15 protein-coding genes and 1 tRNA gene are annotated in these 17952 nt (G+C 72.8%); 5 read left to right on the top strand and 11 right to left on the bottom strand.

Annotation, left to right across the window (positions count from 1 at the left end; translation table 11 throughout):
* From ACIGHB_RS16665 to ACIGHB_RS16655, 3 genes are all read right to left on the bottom strand, one after another.
* Entirely contained in the window at positions 1 to 2058 is a 2058-nt protein-coding gene (locus ACIGHB_RS16665; RefSeq protein ID WP_399913731.1) for a tetratricopeptide repeat protein, read from the bottom strand.
* A 202-nt stretch (positions 2059 to 2260) separates the two neighbouring features.
* Positions 2261 to 2334: transfer RNA gene (locus tag ACIGHB_RS16660), tRNA-Met, on the bottom strand.
* A gap of 43 nt (positions 2335 to 2377) precedes the next feature.
* Positions 2378 to 5284 carry a UPF0182 family protein gene (locus ACIGHB_RS16655; protein ID WP_399913728.1) on the bottom strand — a complete coding sequence of 969 codons (2907 nt, stop codon included), beginning with the start codon at positions 5282 to 5284 and terminating at the stop codon, positions 2378 to 2380.
* Positions 5285 to 5419: 135 nt separating this feature from the next.
* Between ACIGHB_RS16655 and ACIGHB_RS16650 the strand changes: the two genes are divergently transcribed.
* Entirely contained in the window at positions 5420 to 5959 is a 540-nt protein-coding gene (locus ACIGHB_RS16650) for a PPA1309 family protein (protein WP_360321301.1), read from the top strand.
* Between the two features lie 41 nt (positions 5960 to 6000).
* Here ACIGHB_RS16650 and ACIGHB_RS16645 read toward each other — a convergent pair whose 3' ends face one another.
* From ACIGHB_RS16645 to ACIGHB_RS16630, 4 genes are all read right to left on the bottom strand, one after another.
* The gene (locus tag ACIGHB_RS16645; RefSeq protein ID WP_360321304.1) at positions 6001 to 7089 is read right to left on the bottom strand and encodes a PDZ domain-containing protein; all 1089 of its coding nucleotides are present in this window, start codon (positions 7087 to 7089) and stop codon (positions 6001 to 6003) included.
* 73 nt (positions 7090 to 7162) lie between these two features.
* Positions 7163 to 7375, bottom strand: a complete 213-nt coding sequence (locus tag ACIGHB_RS16640; protein WP_360321307.1) for a hypothetical protein — start codon at positions 7373 to 7375, stop codon at positions 7163 to 7165.
* 214 nt (positions 7376 to 7589) lie between these two features.
* On the bottom strand, positions 7590 to 8051 hold the full coding sequence (locus ACIGHB_RS16635; RefSeq protein WP_360321310.1) for a molybdenum cofactor biosynthesis protein MoaE: 462 nt from the start codon (positions 8049 to 8051) through the stop codon (positions 7590 to 7592).
* Positions 8052 to 8131: 80 nt separating this feature from the next.
* Entirely contained in the window at positions 8132 to 9241 is a 1110-nt protein-coding gene (locus tag ACIGHB_RS16630) for an SDR family oxidoreductase (RefSeq protein WP_360321313.1), read from the bottom strand.
* Between the two features lie 190 nt (positions 9242 to 9431).
* Here ACIGHB_RS16630 and ACIGHB_RS16625 point away from each other — a divergent pair, with 190 nt between their 5' ends.
* Together ACIGHB_RS16625 and ACIGHB_RS16620 are read left to right on the top strand one after the other, a co-directional pair.
* A complete protein-coding gene (locus tag ACIGHB_RS16625) occupies positions 9432 to 10859 on the top strand; it encodes a zinc-dependent metalloprotease (protein WP_388871824.1) in 1428 nt (475 codons plus the stop codon).
* Positions 10856 to 11377, top strand: coding sequence for an NUDIX domain-containing protein (locus ACIGHB_RS16620; RefSeq protein ID WP_360321319.1), 522 nt, complete (start codon positions 10856 to 10858; stop codon positions 11375 to 11377). Before ACIGHB_RS16625 ends, ACIGHB_RS16620 begins: the two co-directional genes overlap by 4 nt.
* Before the next feature lie 69 nt (positions 11378 to 11446).
* On the opposite strand, the gene ACIGHB_RS16615 is transcribed toward ACIGHB_RS16620, so the two are convergent.
* The 4 genes from ACIGHB_RS16615 to ACIGHB_RS16600 all read right to left on the bottom strand — a co-directional run bounded on the left by ACIGHB_RS16615 (position 11447) and on the right by ACIGHB_RS16600 (position 15227).
* Positions 11447 to 12202: an AIM24 family protein gene (locus ACIGHB_RS16615; protein ID WP_360321322.1), complete on the bottom strand. Its 756-nt coding sequence runs from the start codon at positions 12200 to 12202 to the stop codon at positions 11447 to 11449.
* 19 nt (positions 12203 to 12221) lie between these two features.
* Positions 12222 to 12902: an AIM24 family protein gene (locus ACIGHB_RS16610; RefSeq protein WP_360321325.1), complete on the bottom strand. Its 681-nt coding sequence runs from the start codon at positions 12900 to 12902 to the stop codon at positions 12222 to 12224.
* A gap of 14 nt (positions 12903 to 12916) precedes the next feature.
* On the bottom strand, positions 12917 to 14581 hold the full coding sequence (locus ACIGHB_RS16605) for a TerD family protein (protein WP_399913719.1): 1665 nt from the start codon (positions 14579 to 14581) through the stop codon (positions 12917 to 12919).
* A gap of 112 nt (positions 14582 to 14693) precedes the next feature.
* A complete protein-coding gene (locus tag ACIGHB_RS16600; protein ID WP_360322279.1) occupies positions 14694 to 15227 on the bottom strand; it encodes a M48 family metallopeptidase in 534 nt (177 codons plus the stop codon).
* A gap of 165 nt (positions 15228 to 15392) precedes the next feature.
* On the opposite strand from ACIGHB_RS16600, the gene ACIGHB_RS16595 reads away from it, so the two are divergent.
* On the top strand, positions 15393 to 16613 hold the full coding sequence (locus ACIGHB_RS16595; RefSeq protein WP_399913716.1) for a TOMM precursor leader peptide-binding protein: 1221 nt from the start codon (positions 15393 to 15395) through the stop codon (positions 16611 to 16613).
* The gene (locus ACIGHB_RS16590) at positions 16606 to 17949 is read left to right on the top strand and encodes an ABC1 kinase family protein (protein WP_399913713.1); all 1344 of its coding nucleotides are present in this window, start codon (positions 16606 to 16608) and stop codon (positions 17947 to 17949) included. The genes ACIGHB_RS16595 and ACIGHB_RS16590 overlap by 8 nt, the downstream gene beginning before the upstream one ends.
* Positions 17950 to 17952: the final 3 nt, after the last annotated feature.

Here is a 17952-nt window from a genome sequence, read left to right as displayed (position 1 = left end):
CTACGCCGTGAGCTCCTGGTGCAGCGCCTCGCTGAGCCGCGCCGCCCGCTCGGCGACCTCGGCCGGGCCGAGCTCCACCGCGCGGGCGCACCACGTGCGGCCCTCGGACAGCTCGCCCCGGCGGGCGGCGAGCAGCGCGAGCCGGAGCGCGGCGCGGCCGTGCCCGGCGCGGGCGGCCCGGGTCCACCAGAGGGCGGCCTCGCGCTCGCTGCCCTCGCGGGCGAGGAGCAGTCCGAGGTTGAAGGCGCCGTTGCGGCTGCCGGCCTCGGCGGCCTCCCGGTACCAGCGGGCGGCCCCGGTGAGGTCGCCGCGGCCCGCGGCGAGCATGCCGACCCGGACCTGGGCACGCCGGTGACCCTGCTGGGCGGCCCGCTCGTACCACTCCTCGCACTCGGTCTTCTGGTCCACGGGGGCGCCGAGGACCACCGGCCCGGGGTCGGGGCGGCGGGCGTCGAGGACCGTGGCGAGCCGGAAGGCGGCCTCGGGGCTGCCGCCGCCGGCGGCGCAGCGCAGGTGGCGCTCCGCCGTCCGGTCGTCGCCGTCGCGCAGGGCGGCGATGCCGACCTGGAGGGCGGCCTCCGTGTGCCCGGCGGCGGCGGCCCGCTCGTACCAGGCGAGCGCCGCGCGGTCGTCGTCGCGGCCCGCGTGGATGATGCCGAGGTTGAAGGCGGCGTCCACCGAGCCGGCTTCGGCGGCCTTGGAGAACCACGGCTCGGCGCCGCCCGCGTCGCCGGCCTGGAGGAGCAGCACGGCGAGCGCGTTGGCGGCCTCGCGGTGGCCGGCGTAGGCGGCGCGGCGGTACCACTGCTCGGCCTGCGGGAGGCGGTCCTGGGCGGCGCAGAGCAGGCCGAGGTTGTAGGCGCCGTTGACGTCACCGGCGTCCATGGCGGCGCGGTACCAGCGCTCGGCGGTCTGCTGCTCGCCGCGCGCGGCGTGCAGGGCTCCGAGCGCGTTGGCGGCGTTGCCGTCGCCGTCCTGGGCGGCGCGCAGCCACCAGACGGCGGCGGACTCCTCGTCACCGGCGTCGCGCAGCAGGAAGCCGAGGGCGCAGGCGGCCTTGGCCTCGCCCTCCTTGGCGGAGCTGAGGTACCAGCGTCCGGCCTCCTTCAGCTCGCCCCGGTGCTCCAGGATCGCCCCGAGGTGCAGCGCGGCCCGCCGGTGGCCCCGGGCGGCCGCCTGCCGGAACCACTGCTCTGCCTCTCCGAGGAGGCCGGTGCCGGCGGTCTCCCCGGTCCGGGGCGGTGCGGTCTCGGGGCGCGCGGCGGGGACGGCGGGGACGGCGGGCGGCTGGTCGCCGGTCCGGAGGGTGCCGGCGGCGCGGAGGCGGCCCGCCGTGTCGTACGCGTGCCCGACGCGGCCGGCGGAGGCGGCGGGGCCGAGGGCGTGCGGGCCGCGGAGCGTCTCGGTGGCGCGCCGCTCCAGGGCGAGGGCGAGGCGGTAGGCGGCCTCGCGGTGGCCCTGTTCGGCGGCGGCGCGCAGCCAGCGCTCGGCGCCGACGTCGCTGCGGTGCTCCAGGAGGTCGGCGAGGGCGTAGGCGCCCAGCGCGTGGCCCTGCTCGGCGGCCTGGCGGAGCCAGTACTCGGCGGCGGGCTCGTCGCCGCGCTCGCGGTGGTGGCGGCCCAGGGCGTGCGCGGCCGGGGCGGAGCCGGCGACGGCGGCGACCCGCCACCAGCCGGCGGCCTCGTCGGGGTAGCCGCGCTGGTGGAGGAGGACGCCCAGGTTGTTGGCGGCGGCGCGGTCGCCCTCGGCGGTGGCGCCCCGGAGGTAGGGCTCGGCGGCGTCGAGGTCGCCGCGGCGCAGCAGGAGGGCGCCGAGGGCGCTCATGGCGTCGGTGTCACCGCGCTCGGCTGCCTTTCGGTGCCGGCCCTCGGTCTCGGCCTCGGTCTCGGCGTCGGTCTCCGGTCCGGCGTCCGGGAGGGTCCCGGTCCTCGCGGCGGTGTCGACGACCGCATCGACGGCGGGCACCGCCTCGATGATCTCGTCCGCGGCATCTCTGGCGTGCCGCTGCACAAACCGCCCTGTCTCCAACAGAGTTGCCCTGTCCCCCATAAATACCATCGTCGCACCACCCGCAACCCGCGCACACCCGGTATACCGCAGCCCGTGAGGTCACCTCAGCGTTTTGTCGACATGCCCACAGAGAGACAAGTCAAACACGAGACGCCTCAACTCGCCCCTTCCGTACCGCCCTTCGGTGTCCCCCGTCACCTCGACACGCGACGAGGGCCCGGATCCTTATGGATCCGAGCCCTCGTGTCAGTAGCGGGGACAGGATTTGAACCTGCGACCTCTGGGTTATGAGCCCAGCGAGCTACCGAGCTGCTCCACCCCGCGTCGATGAGGTAACACTACCACGACGCGGGGTGAATCCCGCAGGTCAGCTGCCGGAACCCTCCTTGGGCTGGATCTTGGCCCCTGCCTCGGCGGCCTTCTCCAGGGCGTCCTGGAGGTCCTCCTGGGCCTTGCCGTAGGCCGCCCAGTCGCCCTTCGCGAGGGCCGCCTCGCCCGCGTCGTACGCCTTCTGGGCGTCGGCGATGGCCTGCTTCAGCGCCGCGTCCGCCGAGGCCGGCGGCTGCGGGGTGGTCGGCGGCTGCTCGGTGCCCGGCGGCGTGGTCGGCGGGGTCGTGCCCTCCACCCCGAAGACCGCGTTGAGGGCGTCCGTGAGGTTGTTCTCGAACACCGTGGTGTCCTTGGTGGTGTCGCCGTCCGGCTGGTCGGCGTCCACGTACGACACCGCGACCTTCTTCAGGAGCGGGTAGAGCGCGTTCCGTCCCTGGGCGTAGACCGGCTCGACGTACAGGAACCCGCCGTCGAGGGGCACGGTGAGCAGGTTGCCGTACTGGATGTCCGAGTCGGCGCCCTTCATGTCGCGGACGAAGGTGGCGACGTCGGGCAGACCGTTGAGCTTGCTCTGCACCTGCGCCGGTCCCGGCACGTCCTCGGTGACCCTGAGGAGTCTCAGCCGGCCGTACTCCTTGCTGGTGGCGTCGGCGTCGACCGCCATGAAGCCGCCCAGGTTGGGCCGCCCGTTGGGGGTGAACGTCGTGGTCAGCGAGAAGCGCTGCTCCGTGTCCCCGGGCATCTTCATGCTCAGGTAGTACGGCGGCACGGCCACGTTGTCCTTGTTGGTCGGGTCGTCCGGCACCTGCCAGGCGTCCGAGCCGCTGTAGAACTGGGCCGGGTCGGTGACGTGGTAGCGGGTCAGCAGCTCGCGCTGGACCTTGAACATGTCCTGCGGGTAGCGCAGGTGCTCCAGGAGGTCCGCGTCGATGTCCGCCTTGGCCTTCACCGTGCCGGGGAACGCCTTCATCCAGGTCTTGAGGACCGGGTCCTCGGTGTCCCACTGGTAGAGGGTGACCGTGCCGTCGTACGCGTCGACGGTGGCCTTCACCGAGTTGCGGATGTAGTTGACCTGGTTCTGCTGGGCGACGACCGCGCGCTGCTGGTTGCCGACGGTCAGCGAGTCGGCCGTGGTGTCGCCGAGCGTGGTCCGCGAGGCGTACGGGTAGCCGTTGGTGGTCGTGTACGCGTCGACGATCCACTGGATCCGGCCGTTCACGACCGCCGGGTAGGCGTCGCCGTCGATCGTCAGCCAGGGGGCGACGGCCTCGACGCGCTGCTTGGGCGTGCGGTTGTACAGGATCCGCGAGCCGTCGCCGATGGCTCCCGAGTACAGGATCTGCGGCTCGCTGAAGGCCACCGCGTACGCGGCGCGGTTGAAGGCGCTCTCCAGGCTGACCCCGCTGTTGCCCTCGTAGCTGGTGGTCTTCTCGCCGTTCTCCTCGTAGTCCAGCTCCTTCTGGGGGCCGCCCACGATCGAGTACTGGTCGGTCTTCTCGCCGTAGTAGATCTTCTGCTCGTACTTCCCGAGCTCACCGGTGGTCGGGAGGCCCGACTCGGTGAAGACCGGGGAGCCGTTGGCGTCGGTCTGCGTGCCGCGGGCCATGATGGCGCCGTAGCCGTGGGTGTACGTGAAGTGGTCGTTGATCCAGTTCCGCTTCGGGATGCCGCGGATGTTCAGCTCGCGCAGACCGATGACGACGTCCTGGCCCTTGTAGCGGTCCACGTCGAGCGTCGTCGGGAACTGGTAGTACTTCCGCTTCTGCTCCAGCTGCTGGAAGGTCGGCGAGACGATGTTCGGGTCGAGGACGCGGTAGGCGGCCGCCGTGTCGGCGTTCGCCCGCAGCTTGTCCTTGGCCTTGACCGTCGACTTGCCCGAGTAGTTCTCCAGCTTGGTCTCGTCGATCGCGTACGCCTTGCGGGTCGCGTCGATGTTCTTCTGGATGTACGGGGCTTCCTTGGCCTGCTCGTTCGGCTGGACCTGGAACTTCTGCACGATCGCCGGGTACAGGCCGCCGATCAGCACCGCCGACAGCACCATCAGGCCGAAGCCGATGACCGGCAGCTGCCAGGTGCGCCGCCACAGGGTCGCGAAGAAGAGCAGGGCGCAGATGACGGCGATGCAGAAGAGGATCGTCTTGGCCGGCAGATAGGCGTTGGCGTCGACGAACCGCAGGCCCGTCCAGTTGCCGGTGGCCTTGAAGTCGCTGGACTTCACCGCCAGGCCGTACCGGTCGAGCCAGTACGCCACGGCCTTCAGCGCGACGAAGACGCCGAGCAGCACCGAGAGGTGGCCGGTGGCGGCGGCGGTGGCGCGGGCACCGGGGCTGGTGACCCGCAGTCCGCCGTACAGGTAGTGCGTGATCGCCGCGGCGATCAGGGAGAGCACCACGGCGGCGAAGCCGAAGGCCAGCAGGAAGCGGTACCAGGGCAGGTCGAAGGCGTAGAACGAGACGTCCTTGCCGAACTGGGAGTCCTTCTCGCCGAAGTCGACGCCGTTGATCCACATGAGCCAGGTGCGCCACTGGCCGGAGGCGGAGGCGCCGGCGATCAGGCCCACGAGGGCGGTGACCGCGAGCAGCACCCACTTCTTGAAGGGGGCGACGCCCATGCGGTACCGGTCGAGGCTCTGCTGCTCCAGCGACATCGCGCTGAGCGGCGGGCGCAGCCGGTACGCCAGCCAGATGTTGAGGCCGACGACGAGGGCCATGAGCAGGCCGAAGACCGCGAACAGCCCGATCTTGGTCCACAGCGTGGTGGTGAACACGGACGAGTAGTGGACCGAGCGGTACCAGAGCCAGTCCGTCCAGAACCCGGCGAACATCACGAACGCCATGGCCAGGACGGCCAGCACGCCCAGTGTCATCAGCAGGGTGCGGGCCCGCCGGGACGGCCGGCCGACTCTGATCCTTGGCCCGGACGGGCCTCCGCCACGGTCAGGCATCTGGAAAGCCAACGTGCGCCCCTCGGTGTTGATGCGTCGGAAAGCGGGCCCCGCGATCGTAGAGCCCACTGATGCAACTTACTGAGGCTTTACCTAGTTCCCGTCTCCGGGGGAAGAGGAGGCAGGATATTGGTCATGTCCAACCTTTCCCCCTCGGGCCCGCCGATGGCCTCCAGTCCCCTCACCCGCGCGGTGCTCGAGATCGACGAGTACGCCTCGGGTCTCGGCTGGGACCGGCCCGCCCGCCTCTTCGCCCTCGTCGACACCGCCCGGCTGCGGGCCCAGGCGCCCTCGCTGAAGCTCGGCCAGGACGCCACCGCCTACACCCCGATCGAGCAGGAGGAGATCCCGGCGGGCAAGCCGCTGGACGAGTTCCTCGGCACCATCGCCTGGCCGGACGGGGTGGCCGGCTGCGCCCTGACGGTGGAGCGGCTGATGCTGCCGCCGTCGGCGGAGACCCAGGTCCCCAAGGACCTGAGCGGCGCCGCGCTGAACAAGTGGGTGGCCCGGCACCCGGACCGCCAGGAGGTGCGGATGACCGTCGCCGTGCTGCGGACCGGCGCCCGGGAGGCGGCGATCCGGCTGCGCGAGAAGGACTCGCCGACCGAGGTGCTGACCGGCCCGGACCTGGTGCCGGGGCTCGCCGACGCGCTGGCCGCGACCTTCGAGGGCTGAGCGGTACGGGTACGGGGCCCCGGGCGGGGTCCCGTACCGGCTCAGCTCTTCGAGCAGGTCGGCAGGTTCGCCGTGTCGCCCTCGCGGAGCTTCTCCAGGGACTTCGTCGCGTCGTCGATGGTGTCGACCTTGACGAGGGTGAGCCCGTCCGGCGTGTCACCGGCGGCGGTGGCGCAGTTGTCGGCCGGGGTGAGGAAGTACTCGGCGCCCGCGTTCCGCGCGCCGACCAGCTTCATCTGGATGCCGCCGATCGGGCCGACCTTGCCGTCGTCGTCGATGGTGCCGGTGCCGGCGACGAACTTGCCGCCGGTCAGGCTCTCCGGGGTCAGCTTGTCGACGATGCCGAGGGCGAACATCAGGCCGGCGCTGGGGCCGCCGACGTCGGCGAGCTTGATGTCGATGGTGAACGGGAAGACGTGGTCGGTGCCGGCCTGGATGCCGACGATCGCCCGGTCGCCCTCCTCGGACTTCACTGTGGTGATGGCCACCTTCCGGGTGACGGTGGCCTCCTTGTGCGCCTTCTCGGCGGCCGCCGCCTCCTTCGCCGGGACGATGGTGAACTCGACCTTGTCGCCCGGCTTCCGCTTCGTGACCTGCGCGGCGACGTCGGCCGGCTTCGTGACCCGCACCCCGTCCACGGCCTTGATCACGTCTCCGGCGTGGAGGGTGCCCTCCGCCGGGGAGTCCTTCACCACGGAGGCGACGACCACACGGGTGGTGAAGGGGATGCCGAGCTCGTCGAGGGCGGCGACCTTGGCGCTCTCCTGCGACTGGCTGAACTCCTCGGCGTTCTCCTGGCTCGACTCCTCCTCCGTCTTCCCGTCCGGGTAGAGGGTGTCGTGCGGCACGATCACGTTGTCGTGCGTGAGCCAGCCGTAGACCGCCTCGACGGCGTTCATCTTGTAGTCCGCGCTGGTGACCCTGACCGTGGTCATGTTGAGGTGGCCGTCGGTCGGGTAGGTCTTGCGGCCGGAGATCTGGAGGACCGGCTCGCCGCGTGCCTCGCCGAGCGTGTTGACCGTGGGTCCGGGGCTCATCTCCGAGTACGGCACCGGGATCAGGACGCCGGCGATGAGCAGGCTGATCAGGACCAGGGTGGAGGCGAGCATCGTCGCGGTGCGGCGTGGCATGGAACGACAGTACGGGACTCGCCTGTGCGCGCACCCCTGGGGCGCTCCACGTGCCGGACGGCGGACCGGGGCGTCAGGATTCGGCGGGGGCCGGTTCGGGGACCGGGCGCAGCGGCGCGGAATCGGGTGCGACGGGGTGGGAACGCTCCATGGCGTCCCTGAAGCGGGCGTAGCCGGCGAGTTCGGCCACGTCACCTATGGTCTTGCTTCTCTGGACCCAGCTTCCCCATATCGCCGCGCCGACGACTGCGAAAAGCGGAATCAGCAACCAGGCCAGCACTGCCATTCCGACCTCCCATCCCCAGTGAGTTGATCAGCAGATTATTCATCTGTGCCAACAACGCTCGGGCCTGGGGGCCGGTTACGCAAATCGGGCGTTCGGCTACGCCGTGTCGGCGCGCCGCCTTGCCCCTTCGGCAGAAGTGGGGACCCCAGGTTCAGCAGGCGCCCACCCTCCCCCAGACTCCGTCCGGGGGGACCCCCAGTCTCGGGGTCGAGGTTCAGCAGGCGCCCACCCACTCCTCTGTGCCGTCCGAGAAGGTCTGGTGCTTCCAGATCGGGACCTCGTGCTTGAGGTCGTCGATCAGCTTGCGGCACGCCTCGAACGCCTCGCCGCGGTGCGGGCAGGAGACGGCGACGACGACCGCCAGGTCGCCCACCGCGAGGTCGCCGACGCGGTGCACGGCGGCCAGGGCGCGGACCGGGAAGTTCGCCACGACCTTCTCCGCGACCCGGCGCAGCTCCGCCTCGGCGCTCGGGTGGCAGGAGTATCCCAGCCGGTCGACGTCGGCGCCGCCGTCGTGGTTGCGCACGGTGCCGACGAACAGGGTCGTCCCGCCCGCGGCGTCGTCGCCGACGGCCCGGAAGACCTCGTCGACCGAGAGCGGGGTGTCGCGGATCGCGAGCAGCTTGATCGGGTCGTCCGCGGCCTGCTCACCGGGGTGGTCGTGCGTCGTGGTCATGCCGTCCATGGTGCCGCACGCCGCCGACATCCCGGAATAGCGCTTTCGACCGGTGGACCGGGACCCTCCGTAGGAGGGTCCTACAGGCCGCGCCGCTTCCTCATCTGCCGCACCAGGGCCGCGGTGCCCAGGAGGGCCACCGTGGCACCCGCCGCGCCCGCCGCCGTGGCGTCCTTGCGGCCCAGCCGGCGGCCCGCGACCGTGTGCCGGCCCTGGACCTCCTCCAGGAGGGACGCGAGGACCTCCTCGTTGGTCCACCGGGGCCGCCAGCCCGCGTCGTGGAGCCGGCCGACGCTGACCACCCAGGGGTGCATGGTGTAGGCGAGGTCCCCCGCGGGGGACGGGGTGAGGCCGATCCGGTGCAGCCGTGCCGCGGCGCCGAGGGCGACGGCGGACGGCAGCTCCATGCGGCGGATGCCCGACAGTTCCTCGACCTCCTCCTGCTCCAGCCACCCCTCGCAGCCGACGGCGAACTCTCCGTCGACCTTTTCGAGGGCCGCGTACTCCAGGGCGCTGACCAGGTCCTCCACGTGGCAGAACTGCCAGGTGGGGCGGGATCCGGCGACGACGAGGAGGCGCGGCGACTCGAAGTAGCGGGTCAGCGCCGTGTCCGTGCCGCCGACGAGGACGGCCGGGCGGACCACGGTCACGTTGAGTCCGGGGTGGGCGCGGGAGCCGCGGCGGCCGAGCCGCTCGATCTCCAGCAGGTCGCCGACCCCGGTGGCCTCGGCGGTGGCCCGCAGCTCGGCGTCCTCGGAGAGCGGGATGTCGTTGTCGGGCAGGGCCCCGTAGACCATCGTCGAGGTGCACAGGACGACCCGGTGGACGCCGGCCGCGGCGGCGGCCGTGAGGACGGTCTGCGTGCCGCGCACGTTGTAGGCCGTCCGGGCGGCGGGGTCGGTCTCCAGGTCGAGGTCGACGGCGAGGTGCACGACGACGTCGGCGCCCCGCAGCTTCTCCGCGATGGCCGGATCCCGCACGTCGAGGACATGCCAGGTGGCCTCCGCGACCTCGCCGCGCCGCTCGTCGATGGCGACGACCTGCCGGATCTCCTCCGAATCGGCGAGACGCCTGGTCAGCAGGGCGCCGACACCCGTGGCGGCGCCGGTGACCGCGACGACGGGGCCGCGCACGGCGGACCGGGTTGAGTGGTTTCGCGCTCCGCGAACCTGCGGATCTGGGGAACTCACCGACCGACTCCAGTGGTTGTCTTCAGTACGTACGCGGATGACGCGTACGTACCAGGTGGCGTCCATCCTGCCGCAGGGCACGGCCCGGCGGAGACTTGAGCCCATATCCGATCCGGATGTCTACGCTGGTGTTGTGCAGCGGGCAGTCGCCGCCGGCAGAAGCCGGTGGCCCTAGGAGCCGAGGAAACCTGTGAGTGACACCCCATTCGGATTCGGCCTTCCGCCGGAGGAGCCGGAGGACGGCGACGAAGGCAAGAAGAAGGACCCCGCCGGAGGTGGCCAGGGGTCCGGCAACCCGTTCGGGGCGAACCCGTTCGGTTTCGGCGGCCTGCCCGGCATGGGCGGCCAGGGCGGCGCGGACAATCCGTTCGCCGCGATGTTCGGGGCGATGAACCCGACGGACCTGGGCGCGGCCTTCCAGCAGCTCGGACAGATGCTGAGCTACGAGGGCGGTCCCGTGAACTGGGACATGGCCAAGCAGATCGCCCGCCAGGTGGTCGCCCAGGGCACCGCCGACGGCGTCAAGGACGCCAGCGTGGGCCCCGCCGAGAAGGCCGCCGTCGAGGAGGCCGTCCGCCTCGCCGACCTCTGGCTCGACCAGGTCACCTCGCTCCCCTCCGGGGCGAACACGGCGGTGGCGTGGAGCCGCGCGGAGTGGGTCGAGGCGACCCTGCCCGCGTGGAAGGCGCTGGTGGACCCGGTCGCCGAGCGGGTCGGCAACGCCATGGGCGACGTGCTGCCGCAGGAGATGCAGGCCATGGCCGGCCCCCTGATCGGCATGATGCGGTCGATGGGCGGCGCCATGTTCGGCCAGCAGATCGGGCAGGCCATCGGCGCGCTCGCGGGCGAGGTCGTCGGCTCGACCGACGTCGGCCTGCCGCTCGGCCCGGCCGGCCGGGCCGCGCTGCTCCCGCTGAACGTGGAGTCCTTCGGCAAGGACCTGAGCGTGCCCTCCGACGAGGTCCGGCTCTACCTGGCGCTGCGCGAGGCCGCCCACCAGCGCCTCTTCGCCCACGTGCCGTGGCTGCGGGCGCACCTCTTCGGCGCCGTCGAGAGCTACGCGCGCGGGATCAAGGTCGACACCTCGAAGCTGGAGGAGGCCGTCTCCCAGCTCGACCCGAGCCACCCCGAGCAGCTTCAGGAAGCGCTCCAGTCCGGCATGTTCCAGCCGCAGGACACGCCCGAGCAGAAGGCGGCCCTGGCCCGTCTGGAGACGGCGCTCGCGCTGGTCGAGGGCTGGGTCGACGCGGTGGTCCACGAGGCCGCCAAGTCCCGGCTGACCTCGGCGGACGCGCTGCGCGAGACGCTGCGCAGGCGCCGTGCCACCGGCGGCCCCGCCGAGCAGACCTTCGCCACCCTGATCGGTCTGGAGCTGCGCCCGCGCCGGCTGCGGGACGCCTCCCGGCTGTGGGCCTCGCTCACCGACGCGCGCGGGGTCGACGGCCGTGACGGCCTCTGGGAGCACCCGGACATGCTGCCGACGGCGACCGACCTGGACGACCCGGACGGCTTCGTCCACCGCGAGCACCTGGACTTCTCCGAGCTCGACAAGATGCTCGGCGAGGCGGCCCAGGGCGACAAGGGCGACACCCCCGAGGACGGGGACGAGAAGAAGTGACCCTGCACGACGACGCGGTCCTCGTCCTGAAGCGGTACGAGGACCAGCCCGAGCTGCGCGACCTGTACCTGGAGCACCTGGCGGCGCATCCGGACGGCATGTACAAGCCGTGCGGGGCCGGTCACCTCACCAGCAGCGCGCTGGTGATCGACCCCTCGCGCGGGCGGGTGCTGCTCACCCTCCACAAGAAGCTCGGCATGTGGCTGCAGATGGGCGGCCACTGCGAGGAGGGCGACCCGACGGTCGAGGCGGCGGCGCTGCGCGAGGCGGAGGAGGAGTCGGGCGTCACCGGTCTGACGCTGCTGCCGGGCGGCCCGGTGCGGCTCGACCGGCACGCGATCCCGGCGCCCTGCCACTGGCACCTCGACGTGCAGTACGCGGCGCTCGCCCCGGCGGACGGGGTGGAGCGGATCAGCGAGGAGTCGCTGGACCTGAGGTGGTTCGCGTACGACGAGGTGGCCGCGGTCGCGGACGCCTCGGTGGTGCGGCTGGTGGAGGCCACGCTGGCCCGCCTGTGACGGCCGTCATGCGGAAGAGGGCCCCCGGATTCCTTCCGGGGGCCCTCTCCGTACGTCCGTACCCGGCCGTCAGTTCCAGGCGTTGTTCTGGTTCTGCGCGTGGGCACCGTGCTGGCCGACGCCGAACTGGGCGGCCGCGCCCTGTCCGATCGCCGCGTTCTGCGGGGGCATGACCTCGCTGGGCTGGACGAGGGCGAAGCCCTGCCCGAGGAAGCTGAGCTCCCAGCCCTCGCCGGTGCTGCCGCGGCGGCTGCGGACGCTGCTGTTGTGCGTCTGGGCCTGCATCTGGACCCGGAGCGAGGTCGACCAGGCGACGATCGCGTCCGCGTCGGCGCTGACGTACTTCTCCGGGGTGACCTGGAGCATCAGCGGCTGGCCCGAGGTCATCAGGGCCACCTTGCCGCGGCCGGTGATGTTGAGCTGGTACTTGCCGGTGCCGGAGACCCCGTACTGGCTGTCGACCGCGATGACCTCGGTGTGGAGGCTCGTGTCGAGGGCGAGCACGTAGGAGCTGTCGACGGTGAGGCCCTCGTGGTCGACCTCGACGACGTGGATGTACTGGGCGAGGTTGGCGAAGTAGACCGTGCCCTGGCCGGAGCAGCGCATCAGGTCCAGGCCCTCGCCGGTGCGGGCGCGGGCCTGCCGCTGGCTGCTGCTCTGGTACTCGCCGTCGAAGTCGACGAGCCCCTGGTAGGCGACCATGGCGCCCTTGCGGGCGAGGATGTCGTCATGGCCGGTGAGGCTGACCCGCAGCAGCTGCGGGTTCTGGATGACGTACCGCTCCTGGCTCTGCTGCTCGGCGTGGTTGAAAAGCGGGCTCTGCATGATGTGTTCTCGCTCCCCCTCAGCCCCGGACCCGCAGGCGGTCGCTGCTGTCCTCGCTGGGCTGTACGACGACGATGCCCTGGCCGGAGAAGGCCATCTGGTATGCCTCGCCGCTGCCCCGCCCGATGAGGGAGGACGCCTTGAAGCTGCGCTTGCCCTTGACCTTCAGCGCCGGCGACCAGGCGACGAGCGCGTCGGGGTCGACGTACGTCTCGTCCTCGCCGCGGCCGCAGTCGACGACGATCGGCGTGCCGCGCGAGGTGAGCGCGACCCAGCCGGTGCCGGCGATCCCCACGTTGAACAGGCCCTGGCCGGCGAACTTGGCGAGGCCCTTGACGCGCTCGACGCCCCACTGGAGGTGGGCGTCGAAGGCGAGGAGGTTGGTGCCGTTGACCGAGATCGCGTCGTTCTGGAGGTTGATCACGACGACGTCGGCGCCGTAGTCGGCGAGGTAGAGCAGGCCGTCGCCGGAGCACTTCATGATCGGCGCGCCCTCGCCGGTCGCCCATTCCTTGGCGACCTGGCGGACGGCGGGCGGGTTGGGCTCGTAGCTGATGAAGCCCTCGTAGGCGACCATCGAGCCGGCCCGGGCGTAGAGGTCCTGGCCGGAGGCCATGGCGACCTTGAGCATGGTGCGGCCGTGGTTCTCCATGCGGGCCGCGATGGGTGTCGGGGCATAGCCCGCGAGCTGCTGGTTCATGGTGTCGGGCTCCCTCAGACCTCGTACGGCTGGACGACGATGAAGTTGCCGGGGGCGCCCCGGAACTGGAGGTTCACGGTCTCCCCGCTGTGGCCGGGGAAGGCGTTGCGCCGGAGCCGGACCTGGCTGGAGAGGATGACCTGCGAGGCGGCGGACCAGGCGACGACCGCGTTGCAGTCGGCGAAGGTCGTCGGCGTGACGGGCAGGACCACGGGGACGCCGTGGGTCTTGACGATCACGGTGCCGGTGCCCTGGAACTGCATGGTGAACAGGGCGCCGCCGGGGATGCCGTGGCCCTCGATGCGGCGGACCTCGTACTGCAGCGACTCGTCGAAGGCGAGCACGTTCTCCGCGGAGACGCAGATGGCGTCGCCCTGGAGCTCGATCGGGTGCAGATGGGCGCCGTTCTCGGCGAGGAAGACCTGGCCGCGGCCGGTGCAGCGCATGAGCTGCATCTCCTGGCCGGTGGCGTTGCCGACGATCCGGCCGGCGAAGCCCGCGCCCTTGTAGGAGAAGTCGACCTTGCCCTGGTACATGACCATGGAGCCCTGGCGGGCGAGGACGGGCGTGCCGCCCATGGCCAGGTCCACCCGCATGAGCTGCTGGTTCTGCGGGGTCCAGCGGGCGCCGGTGGCGGTCTCCTTGAACGGGGCGAGCGCGGCGGCGAGCCCGGCACCGGCCGCGGGCGCGCCCTGGGGCACTCCCTGGGGCGGCATGCCCGGGGGCATGCCCGGCTGCTGGCCGTAGCCGGGCTGCTGGCCGTACGGAGCCTGCGGCGGCTGCCCGTAGGGGGCGCCGTGCGGCGGGGTCTGGCCCGGGATCTGGCCGTAGGGCGCCTGCGGCGGCTGCTGCCCGTACGGCCCGGGGGCGCCGGGCGCGGGGGCCGGCGGGGGCACCGGGGAGGGGGCGAGGGGCGCGACCATGGTCGGCTGGGTGTGCACCGGCTGCGGGGCGGGCGGCGGGGTGGGCGGCTGGGCGCCGTAGCCGGGCTGCGGGGCCGGCGGCGGGGTCGGCGGCTGAGCGCCGTGACCCGGCTGCGGAGCACCGAAGGCGGGCGCGGGGGCCGGGGCCGGCGCGGCCTGGGCGGGGGCGCCGAAGGCCGGCGCGGCCTGCTGGGGGGCGGCGGGCGGCTGGGCCGCGGGCTGCTCCTCCTCCAGGACCTCGCCGCCGAAGTTCCGCAGCAGCGCTTCCAGACCGCCGTCGAAGCCCTGGCCGACGGCGGCGAACCGCCACACGTCCTTCAGGTAGAAGTCGCCGAGCATGACCGCGCGCTCGGTGGAGAACTCGGCACCCGTGAAGGCGTAGCGGGCGACCTCCTCGCCGCCGGCGACGATCCGGATCCAGCCGGGGCCGACCTGCGACATCTGGCCGTTGCCGTCGATGGTGGCGGTGAAGGACAGCTTGTGGATCTGCGGGGGGATCCGGTCGAGGGTGACGCGGAAGGACTCGGTGTCCCCGGACTGCGCCCCGAGCAGCTGGATGGACTCCTCGGGCGACTTCGGCTGGTTGAAGAAGACGAAGTACCGGTCGTCCGAGAGGCGCTCGTCGGCGTCGAGCCCGAAGCAACTGATGTCGAAGGTGAGCCCGGGCGCCGCGATCTGCACACCCACGTACAGATCGGTGCCCGCGGTCAGATCACTGATCTTGGCCTTGTGGCCGCGTTGGAATTCCCTGGCCATGCGTAACGACCGTCCCCCATCCCGATGGCGAATGACTCGCGTCAGGCTAACCGCTGAGAACGACATCCAGACAGGGCGGGGCGGTTCCGGTACGGAATCGGGAAATCTGCCCTCAGGCCGCGGGATCCCCGTCGGGCGGGTGCGGGAGGCGGTCTGCGGCGACCACTCCTTCGAGGTAGCCGCGGGCCCGCTCGGTCCGCGGGTACGCCTCCAGGAGCCGCCAGAACCCGGGTCCGTGACCGGGGACGAGAAGGTGGGCGAGCTCGTGCAGGAGGACGTAGTCGACGACGTACTCGGGCATGGGCTGGAGCCGGTGGGAGAGCCGGATGGAGCCCTCGGCGGGGGTGCAGGAGCCCCAGCGGCTGTTCTGGTTGGTGACCCAGCGCACAGAGTCGGGGCGGGCCTTGCCGTCGAGGTAGCGGGCGGAGAGGCGGTCGGCCCGTTCGGCCAGCTCGGCGTCGCCGCGGGTGGCGCGGCGCTCCTTGTCCCGCTCCTTCGCGGCGAGCTTCTCCAGCATCAGTCCGACCCAGCGGCGCTCCTCGGCCTCCGACATCCGGGCCGGGATGAGGACGACGGTGCGGTCCCCCTCGCGGTACGCGGAGACGGAACGGGTACGGCGGGCGCTCCTGCGGATCTCGACTGGCACGCCCTCGACGGTACCGGGCCCGCCCGGCGGAATCGCCTGTGGATGAGCTACACGACTTTCCGTCCGTATGACTTTCGGGCGGGCCTGTGGACAACTTTCCGCACGGTTGCGCTCCGGCGGGCAGCCTGGTCCGGGAGAGAACGCGGAGAGCGGACGGGGGCGGGGATGCATCCGATGGTGAAGCCGGCGCTGCGCCGGGCGTGGCGGAGTCTGACGTGCGCGCAGTACGGGGTGGCCCCGGCGCACGCGGTGGTGCTGGACCCGGTGGACGCGGCGACGGGCCGGCTGCTCGGGCTGATGGACGGGACGCGCGGGACCGCGCTGCTGCGGCGGGAGGCCGCGGAGCTGGGGCTGCCGGAGGGCCGGTTGGACGCGCTGCTCGCGCGGCTTCACACGGCGGGCCTCCTCGTGGAGGCCGGGGCCGGGCGGCCGGGGCGGGCGGGTCCGGCGGCGGGGCCGGTGGACACGGCCCTGGATCCGCTGCGGGCGGATCTGGCCGCGCTGTCGGTGGTGTGCCCGGAGCCGGACCGGGCGCTGCGGACGCTGGCGTCCCGCCGGGAGCGGCGGGTGCTGGTGCGGGGCGCCGGGCGGGTGGGCGCCACGGTGGCGGCGCTGCTCGCGGCGGCGGGCGTCGGCACGGTGGAGGTGGCGGACAGGGGCCGGGTGGAGCCGTGGGACACGGCGCCGGGCGGGCTGCCCGCCGAGGCGGTCGGCGAGCGGCGGCTCACGGCGGCGCGGCGGCTCGTGGCCCGCTGGGCGCGGGGTCCGGTGGCCGCCCGGCGGACGGCCCGGCGGTCGGGAGCGGGGCCTGGGGCGGGTGACGGGGACGGCGAGGTGCCGGTGTCGCTCGTGCTGGTGACGCCCCGGGACGGGCTCGGGGTGCTGCTGCCCGATCCGGTGGCGGCCGAGCCGTGGATGGCGGCGGGGGTCCCGCAGCTGTACGCGGGGGTGCTGGAGGCGACCGGCCTGGTGGGGCCGCTGGTGCTGCCGGGCGGGACGGCCTGCGCCCGGTGTCTTCAGGAGGGGGCGGTGGACCGGGACCCGGAGTGGCCTCGGCTGCTCGCGCAGTGGCGTTCGGGGCCGCCGCATCCGCTGCCGGCCTGCGACGTGGCGCTGGCGACGGCGGTGGCGGGGCTCGCCGCGGCGCACGCGCTTGCCTTCCTGGACGGGGAGCCGCCGGCGAGCACGGGGAGCCGCTGGGAGGCGGTGGCTCCGACGCTGGCATGGCGGTCCGAGCGGCTGGAACCGCACCCGGCCTGTCCCTGCGGGGCCGCGCGCGGCAGGGTGGGGGTGGGCGCCTCGGCAGCCGGGGAGGCGCGGTCCACAATGGCGGGGCGCAGCCCTGCGCGGCACGACAGTCTGGGAATTGGAGGGGCGCATGTCTGATCTTCCCCGGAAGGCGGTCACCCGGACCGCCAAGTTGGCCGCGTTGCCGCTGGGCTTCGCGGGCCGCGCGACCTGGGGTCTGGGCAAGCGGATCGGCGGCAAGTCCGCCGAGTTCGTCGCCCGGGAGCTCCAGGAGCGCACGGCGGAGCAGCTGTTCAAGGTGCTCGGGGAGCTCAAGGGCGGGGCCATGAAGTTCGGCCAGGCGCTGTCGGTCTTCGAGTCGGCGCTGCCGGAGGAGATCGCCGGCCCCTACCGGGCGGCGCTGACGAAGCTTCAGGAGGCGGCGCCGCCGATGCCGGTGCGCACGGTGCACGGGGTGCTGGAGGAGCGGCTCGGGGCGGATTGGCGGGAGCTGTTCCTGGAGTTCGAGGACAAGCCTGCGGCGGCCGCGTCGATCGGGCAGGTGCACCGGGCGGTGTGGCACGACGGGCGCGAGGTCGCGGTGAAGGTGCAGTACCCGGGCGCGGGCGAGGCCCTGCTGTCGGACCTGGCGCAGCTGAGCCGGTTCGCCCGGCTGCTGGGGCCGCTGGTGCCCGGGATCGAGGTGAAGCCGCTCATCGCGGAGCTGCGGGAGCGGGTGACGGAGGAGCTGGACTACGCGCTCGAGGCGCGGGCGCAGCGGGCGCACGCGGAGGTCTTCGCGGGCGATCCGGACGTGGTGGTGCCGGCGGTGGTACACCAGGCGGAGCAGGTGCTGGTGACCGAGTGGATGGACGGGATCCCGCTGGCGGAGGTGATCGCGGACGGCGGGCAGGAGCAGCGGGACCGGGCAGGGCAGCTGCTGGCCCGGTTCCTGTTCTCGGGTCCGGCGCGGACGGGGCTGCTGCACGCCGATCCGCATCCGGGGAACTTCCGGCTGCTGCCGGCCACCGACGGATCGGACGATCCGGCGGGGTGGCGGCTCGGGGTGCTGGACTTCGGCACCGTGGACCGGCTGCCGGGCGGGCTTCCGGAGATGATCGGGACCTGTCTGCGGATGACCCTGGCCGGTGAGGCGGAGCCGGTGTACGCGCTGCTGCGCGAGGAGGGCTTCGTGAAGGAGTCGGTGGCGCTCGACCCCGAGGAGGTCCTGGAGTACCTGCTGCCGATCATCGAGCCGGCGGAGGCGGAGTCCTTCGTCTTCACCCGGGGCTGGATGCGGACGCAGGCGGCCCGGATCGCCGATCCGCGCTCCCCCGCGCACCAGCTCGGGCGGCAGTTGAACCTGCCGCCGTCGTATCTGCTGATCCACCGGGTGACGCTCTCCACGATCGGGGTGCTCTGCCAGCTGAACGCGACGGTCCGGCTGCGGGACGAGCTGTCCGACTGGCTGCCCGGCTTCGACCCGGCGGCCTGACGG

The organism is Streptomyces sp. NPDC085460 (genome assembly GCF_044541975.1).
In the GTDB taxonomy this organism is placed as follows: Bacteria; Actinomycetota; Actinomycetes; order Streptomycetales; family Streptomycetaceae; genus Streptomyces.
This window is presented reverse-complemented; position numbering and strand designations above follow the sequence as displayed.

Bases quoted from the DNA above. Each gene is read 5' to 3' on its own strand.
- ACIGHB_RS16615 (WP_360321322.1), bottom strand. From the start codon at position 12,202: ATGCAGAGCCCGCTTTTCAACCACGCCGAGCAGCAGAGCCAGGAGCGG.
- ACIGHB_RS16605 (WP_399913719.1), bottom strand. From the start codon at position 14,581: ATGGCCAGGGAATTCCAACGCGGCCACAAGGCCAAGATCAGTGATCTG.
- ACIGHB_RS16640 (WP_360321307.1), bottom strand. From the start codon at position 7,375: ATGGCAGTGCTGGCCTGGTTGCTGATTCCGCTTTTCGCAGTCGTCGGC.
- ACIGHB_RS16645 (WP_360321304.1), bottom strand. From the start codon at position 7,089: ATGCCACGCCGCACCGCGACGATGCTCGCCTCCACCCTGGTCCTGATC.
- ACIGHB_RS16650 (WP_360321301.1), top strand. From the start codon at position 5,420: ATGTCCAACCTTTCCCCCTCGGGCCCGCCGATGGCCTCCAGTCCCCTC.
- ACIGHB_RS16655 (WP_399913728.1), bottom strand. From the start codon at position 5,284: ATGCCTGACCGTGGCGGAGGCCCGTCCGGGCCAAGGATCAGAGTCGGC.
- ACIGHB_RS16590 (WP_399913713.1), top strand. From the start codon at position 16,606: ATGTCTGATCTTCCCCGGAAGGCGGTCACCCGGACCGCCAAGTTGGCC.
- ACIGHB_RS16610 (WP_360321325.1), bottom strand. From the start codon at position 12,902: ATGAACCAGCAGCTCGCGGGCTATGCCCCGACACCCATCGCGGCCCGC.
- ACIGHB_RS16595 (WP_399913716.1), top strand. From the start codon at position 15,393: ATGCATCCGATGGTGAAGCCGGCGCTGCGCCGGGCGTGGCGGAGTCTG.
- ACIGHB_RS16665 (WP_399913731.1), bottom strand. From the start codon at position 2,058: ATGGTATTTATGGGGGACAGGGCAACTCTGTTGGAGACAGGGCGGTTT.
- ACIGHB_RS16635 (WP_360321310.1), bottom strand. From the start codon at position 8,051: ATGACCACGACGCACGACCACCCCGGTGAGCAGGCCGCGGACGACCCG.